5 protein-coding genes and 1 tRNA gene are annotated in these 6,269 nt (G+C 62.7%); 2 read left to right on the top strand and 4 right to left on the bottom strand.

Annotated features, from left to right (window positions below; genetic code table 11):
- Nucleotides 1-28: 28 nt before the first annotated feature.
- A complete protein-coding gene (locus Q8O80_RS07695; RefSeq protein WP_305578618.1) occupies nucleotides 29-1,117 on the bottom strand; it encodes a hypothetical protein in 1,089 nt (362 codons plus the stop codon).
- 269 nt (nucleotides 1,118-1,386) lie between these two features.
- Nucleotides 1,387-1,463 (bottom strand) — tRNA-Arg (locus tag Q8O80_RS07690).
- 225 nt (nucleotides 1,464-1,688) lie between these two features.
- Between Q8O80_RS07690 and Q8O80_RS21520 the strand changes: the two genes are divergently transcribed.
- Nucleotides 1,689-2,279, top strand: a complete 591-nt coding sequence (locus Q8O80_RS21520) for a transglycosylase SLT domain-containing protein (RefSeq protein ID WP_371136140.1) — start codon at nucleotides 1,689-1,691, stop codon at nucleotides 2,277-2,279.
- 29 nt (nucleotides 2,280-2,308) lie between these two features.
- On the opposite strand, the gene Q8O80_RS07680 is transcribed toward Q8O80_RS21520, so the two are convergent.
- Both Q8O80_RS07680 and Q8O80_RS07675 read right to left on the bottom strand, forming a co-directional pair.
- Entirely contained in the window at nucleotides 2,309-2,698 is a 390-nt protein-coding gene (locus tag Q8O80_RS07680) for a response regulator (protein ID WP_305578616.1), read from the bottom strand.
- A 39-nt stretch (nucleotides 2,699-2,737) separates the two neighbouring features.
- Nucleotides 2,738-2,947: a hypothetical protein gene (locus Q8O80_RS07675; RefSeq protein ID WP_305578614.1), complete on the bottom strand. Its 210-nt coding sequence runs from the start codon at nucleotides 2,945-2,947 to the stop codon at nucleotides 2,738-2,740.
- On the opposite strand from Q8O80_RS07675, the gene polA reads away from it, so the two are divergent.
- On the top strand, nucleotides 2,946-5,867 hold the full coding sequence (gene polA, locus Q8O80_RS07670; protein ID WP_305578612.1) for a DNA polymerase I: 2,922 nt from the start codon (nucleotides 2,946-2,948) through the stop codon (nucleotides 5,865-5,867). The genes Q8O80_RS07675 and polA overlap by 2 nt on opposite strands.
- Nucleotides 5,868-6,269 lie beyond the last annotated feature (402 nt).

The following is a 6,269-nucleotide window of genomic DNA, read 5'->3' as shown; positions in this document are numbered from 1 at the left end:
CGTCCAAGTTGGGGTCGGTAGCCGACGGTCAAAATGTCAGGCGCACAATCTTATATCCACTATCCCCGCAGCATTGTGAGGCGGTTAACGACCAACTATGGGCGAAGTAATAAATGAGCAACCCGGCCACCAAAACTGCTGGAGTCGAATAGTGGATAAACCTGCAGGCGGGCGGCAGCACTGCGACAATCATGTTTGGCGTCGCACAAGGCGTGTTCAGCGCGGCCAAACTTTCCTGACACGCCAGCAATCGCTCCATCCACTCGACAACGGCCTCTTGGTTCTCCTCGCGTTCAAGACGGGCAATCAGGTCGTGCTCGGCAGCCTCCAGCTCCGCCCGCAACCTAGCCTTGATGGATGGTTCGCGTGTGTCTTTCTTTACGAGCACCGTCTCACGATCGCCCGAGCCAACGGTGATCGATTTAGTCTTCAGGCGGGCGTCCTTGAGTTCCCGGCGAAATTCCGCAAATGAGCCAAGAGCCTGAATGAACTTGAGCTTTTCAGTCGCTTCGAAAAGCCAGACCAACTCCTCTCCCGGAACATCTGCCAGATCGCCGGGTTTGATCATGTACTTCACGATTTCGCGTACGTTCTGAACCATGCCAGCGTCAGTCCAATGCGTCTTAAAAAACCGGCGGGTCCATGACAGAAAAGTCAGGAACACCAGGCGATTATAGCGCTTCGGGCGGTACACGACATTCGCGTGAAAATGGTAAGAAGGCTTTTTGCCGATCAGCCCTCGCTGTTCCAAAGTCTCTCGTGTCGACTCGGTGCAACGAACGATGACCTCGATCCCGAACCTATTCTCCGCGACTGAGGCCCAGCGGCTGAGCTTGCGATGGAAAGCCTGAAGAGAATAGCGGAGGCTTGGGTCCATGGCGACGACAGGCGCCCCTGCGGTGATGACGCCGTATCGCGCGTATTTCATCTCATCCGCAGACATGAAGGCTTCGAGCGAGCTCAGGTATTCGCTGCGCTCGCGCTTGGCAACTGCTGGCAAAAAGCGGCACATGCGGCTGCCCTGCAGCTGCTTGGTTTCGCCGGTGATCAGATCGACAATTACGTTGTCAGACGGGCGCCGCAGGTCTAGGCCGGCGACCAGCATTTTCTCGATCATGGCCGACTGCTGCTCTGACAGCAATTCGTCAGCCGCCTTCCGACGCAGGTGGAGTTTGGGATCGGTTTTGAGCCCTGTCGTCTGTTCTCGGACATCGTCAGAACTCAGAACGCGATGCTTTCCGCGTAGCTTATGGGGCCGTTTTTCCCTGATCGTAGCCTGGTTCGCAGAGGCATTCTGTTGCCATTCTGTTGCTAGGCCATCATCAGGCAGAGGGCCATTACCCAGCGCCTGACCGGCTAACTTATTGTTATCGCTTGAGAAGTCGCTGGTGCACCCGACACGATTCGAACGTGTGGCCTCTGCCTTCGGAGGGCAGCGCTCTATCCAGCTGAGCTACGGGTGCATCCGTGACGCGGGGGCGGGGCCCCGGCTGAACGGGCGCAAACTAGCCAAAGCCGGCGCGCCGCGCAACGGGGTTGGTTGGTTTTGTTTGTCGGGCACGGGGAGCGGTCCGTCGGCGGGGCCTGGTCGGGGGCGTTCCGCCGGCTGTCCTGGCGCCGCGCGCCGGTGGTGTTTTCCGCGTTAACCGCCTTCAAGCTGCCCTGATTGGGTCCTATCGCCGCCACAGCTGAAATGGGCTAAGGGTGGCCGCATGACAAACTCAAGCAATGGACGCCAGCGCGCTGCGCTGCTGGGCGCCGGGCTGGTGCTGGCGCTGGCGGTGTCGGGCTGCTCGATGAGCGCGCTGAAGCCGGCGCCGGGCGCCGCCAAGGCGGCGCTGGCCGATTTCGCCACCCCCAGCACGCCGGCCGGGCATGTGCCCAAGGCCGATGCGGTGCCGATGGCAACTTCGGCGCTGGGCTATACCGAGGGCTCGATGGACGGGCTGATCCGCCATTATGCGCAGCACTACAGCGTGCCCGAGGACCTGGTGCGCCGGGTCATCGTGCGCGAGAGCAATTACAATGCGGGGGCGCGCAATGGCCCCTATTACGGGCTGATGCAGATCAGCCACGCCACCGCCGGCGGCATGGGCTATCGCGGTCCACCGGCCGGGCTGCTCGATGCCGAAACCAATCTGCGCTATGCGGTGCGCTATCTGGCGGGGGCCTATATCACCGCCGGCGGCGATTATGATCGCTCGGTGCGGTTCTACGCCAGCGGCTATTATTATGACGCCAAGCGTGCCGGTCTGCTGCAGCGGGCCGGGCTGCGCTAGCCGCCGCTCACCGCTCCGCTGATAACGTGCTAGGGGGTCACCGGCACCGGCTCGTTGAGCAGCAGCAGCAGGTGCCTGGCCAGATCGGATTGCTGATAGGGCTTTGACAGCCGCGGCAGGTCGATATCGACACCATCGGGCAATTCGGAATAGCCCGTCGCCAGAACGATGGGCAGGCCGGGGCGCAGCGCGCGCGCTGCATGCGCCAGTTCCACCCCGGTCATGCCGGGCATGGCGTAATCGGTAATCAGCAGGTCGATGGTCTGGTTGCTGGCCAGAATGGCCAGCGCGTCGCGCCCGCTATAGGCTTCAAGCGCGGTGTGACCGAGCTGCTCGACCATGTCGATCGCGTTCAGATTGATCAGGGCGTCGTCGTCGACCACCAGGATCACGGCGGCCCTATTGGCCTGATTGTCCATGCTTTCCAATCCCTCTGCGAACCGATGACAGTCCGATCATCATTCAAATTTGAATATGCGGCCCTTAAAAGGCAAAAACGGCTCAAATGCGATGCTGCGCCCGCCGCAGGACAAAAGTGGTGCCGGCGGCACGGCGCCAAACTGGCCAAACGCGGCAGGTTGTGCCCCGGTTCCCGGTCGCTGGCTCTTTTGGCCCGGGGCAAACTGGCCTAATGTCAGCGCGTTCATCCATTCGGAATCGCTGCTCATGCATTTGCTGCTCGTTGATGGCTCGGCCTATATTTTCCGCGCCTTCCATGCCCTGCCCCAGCTCAACCGCAAGTCGGACGGGCTGCCTGTCGGCTGCGTGCAGGGCTTCTGCAACATGCTCTACAAGCTGACCGAAGATTTGAAGGGCGAGGATGCGCCCACCCATATGGCGGTGATCTTTGACCATGCCGGCAAGACCTTCCGCGATGATTTCTTTCCCGATTACAAAGCCCAGCGCCCGCCGGCGCCGGCCGAGCTGGTGCCGCAGTTCCCGCTGACCCGGGCGGCCACGCGCGCCTTTTCCATTCCCTCGATCGAAATGGCGGGCTGGGAGGCCGATGACATCATTGCCACCTATGCGGTGATGGCGCGCAAGGCCGGCGGCAAGGCGACCATTGTCTCGTCCGACAAGGACATGATGCAGCTGATCGAGCCCGATGGCAGCATTCGCATGCTCGACACCATTCCGCGCCCCGGCCAGCCGCCCCTGCGCTGGATCGGCATGGATGAGGTGTTCACCAAGTTCGGCGTCACCCCCGACAAGGTGATCGAGGTGCAGGCTTTGTGCGGCGACAGCGTCGACAATGTGCCCGGCGTGCCCGGCATTGGCGTCAAGACGGCGGCCGAGCTGATCAATCAATATGGCACGGTGGAAAACCTGCTCGCCCATGCCGACGAGATCAGGCAGAACGCCCGGCGCGAAAAGCTCAAGGCCAATGCCGAGCTGGCGCTGGTCTCCAAACGCCTCGTCACCCTCAGCCAGGATGTGCCGGTGGAACTTGAGCTGGACGCCCTGGCGCGCCAGCCCATGGAGCCGGGCAATCTGTTCCCCTTCCTCAAGGCGATGGAATTCAACACCATCACCAAGCGGCTGGCCGGGCTGCTCGATGCCAATCCCGATGATTTCCCCGCCGATCCCGAACTCAGCGCCAAAACCGCCCCCGGCGCGGTGGGCTTTGACAATGCGGCGCGCGCGGAAAGCCGGGCGGCGCGGCACGAGGCCAGTGGCCGCTCCAATGCCGCCACCGTTGCCCATGCGGCGGCCGAACATGCCCGGGTGCGCGCCATCCCCTTCAGGCCGGAAGATTACGAGATCATCCGCGACGCCGCCGCCCTGCAGCGCTGGATCGACGCCATCGAGATGACCGGCTATGTCGCCACCGATACCGAGACCACCGGGCTGGACAACCAGACCGCCGATCTGGTCGGCATCTCGTTTTCCATCGCCCCGGGCACCGGCGCCTATCTGCCGCTCGGCCATAGCGATGGCGAGGCCGACATCTTTGGCGGCGGCGGGCTGGTCGAGGGGCAGATGGAGATCCGCACCGCGCTCGATATGCTCAAGCCACTGTTTGCCGATCCGTCGATCCTCAAGATCTTCCACAATGGCAAATATGATCTGGGCATGCTGGCGCGCTATGGCGTGCCGGTGGCCTCGATCGATGACACGCTGCTGCTCAGCTATGCGCTGGACGGGCCGCAGTTCAACACCATGGGCGAGCTGGGCGAACACTGGCTGGGCTTTGCCGGCCAGTCGATCCGCGAGCTGCTCGGCTCTGGCAAGAGCCAGCGCACCTTTGCCCAGGTGCCGCTGGCCGAGGGCGCGCGCTATGCCGCCGAAGATGCCGACATGACCATGCGGCTGTGGCAGGTGCTCAAGCCGCGCCTCGTGGCGGAAAACATGACGGCGCTCTACGAAACCATCGAGCGGCCGCTGGCCCCGGTGCTGGCGCGGATGGAGGCGCGCGGCGTCAATGTCGATCGCGCCATTCTGTCGCGCCTTTCGGGCGAGTTCGCCCAGCGCGCCGCCGCCTTCGAGGCGGATGCCTATGAGCTGGCCGGGCAGAGCTTCAATCTCGGCTCGCCCAAGCAGCTGGGGGAAATCCTCTTTGACAAGATGGGGCTCGAGGGCGGCAGCAAGACCAAGACCGGCGCCTGGGCCACCGGCGCCGACGTGCTCGAAGACCTGGCGCTCAAGGGCGTGCCGCTGGCCCGCACCATTGTCGACTGGCGCCAGCTCAACAAGCTGCGCGGCACCTATACCGATGCCCTGCCCGCCTATATCAATGCCCGCACCGGGCGGGTGCACACCACCTATTCCCAGCATTCGGTGCTCACCGGGCGGCTGAGCTCGAACGATCCCAATCTGCAGAACATCCCGGTGCGCACCGAGGATGGCCGCAAGATCCGCTCCGCCTTTGTCGCCGCGCCGGGCAAAATCCTGATCTCTGCCGATTACAGCCAGATCGAGCTGCGCGTGCTGGCCCATATCGCCGATATTCAGGCCCTGAAAGACGCCTTCGAGGAGGGGCTCGACATTCACGCCATGACCGCCAGCGAGATGTTCGGCGTGCCGGTGGCCGGCATGCCCAGCGACATTCGCCGCCGCGCCAAGGCGATCAATTTCGGCATCATCTATGGCATTTCCGCCTTTGGCCTGGCCAATCAGCTGGGCATCGGCCGCGGCGAGGCGGGCGACTACATCAAGACCTATTTCGAGCGCTTCCCCGGCATCAAGGACTATATGGAAGAGCAGCGCCGCCGGGTGAAGGAAGATGGCCACGTCACCACGATCTTTGGCCGCCGCATCAACTTCCCCAATGCCAAATCGCACAATCCGAGCGAACGCGCCTTTGTCGAACGCGCCTCCATCAACGCCCCGATCCAGGGCTCAGCCGCCGACATCATCCGCCGCGCCATGATCCGCATGGAGCCCGAACTGGCGCGGGCGGGCATCGACGCCGACATGCTATTACAGGTGCACGACGAACTGATCTTCGAAGTGCCGCTGGGCACCGAGAATGAGGCGATCCCGGTGATCAAGCGGGTGATGGAAGGCGCGGCGGAACCGGCGGTGCGCCTGACGGTGCCGATCCAGGTCGACGCCCATGCAGCGGGGAACTGGGACGAGGCGCATTGAGTGGAGATAACCCTCACATTTGAGGGAGAAATTCCCGCCCAGCGAACGGATTTGGGCGTGATTTGGAGCATGCGCCGATCCTTCCACACCCAGTTGCAGAAAGTTTGGGGCAAGGAGCCATTTGGCATCTTGAAGAAGTGGGAGGACACCAATTTCTCGGCAGGTGCTCCAAATTTCATTCGCCGTCATTCAAGTCAGGCCAATGGCGATGAAGGTGACGAATGGCAATATAGCGATGCTCTTTTAGGACCCGCCGAGACGGCATTCCATTGTCCCGCTCAACGGTGTCGGGCACCACCCTAAGCCTACCCACGGTGTACCTCCAGCCTTGAGCCGGGCCCATCCCGAGATCAGTGAATGGCCGCAAGGTGGATCGTTCGGGGCACCGTTCTGCGATGGGGG

The sequence above is a fragment of the Devosia sp. genome, from assembly GCF_030689745.1.
Classification (GTDB): domain Bacteria; phylum Pseudomonadota; class Alphaproteobacteria; order Rhizobiales; family Devosiaceae; genus Devosia; species Devosia alba.
Note: the sequence above shows the minus strand (reverse complement) of the source record. Positions and strands in the feature narration are given on the sequence as shown.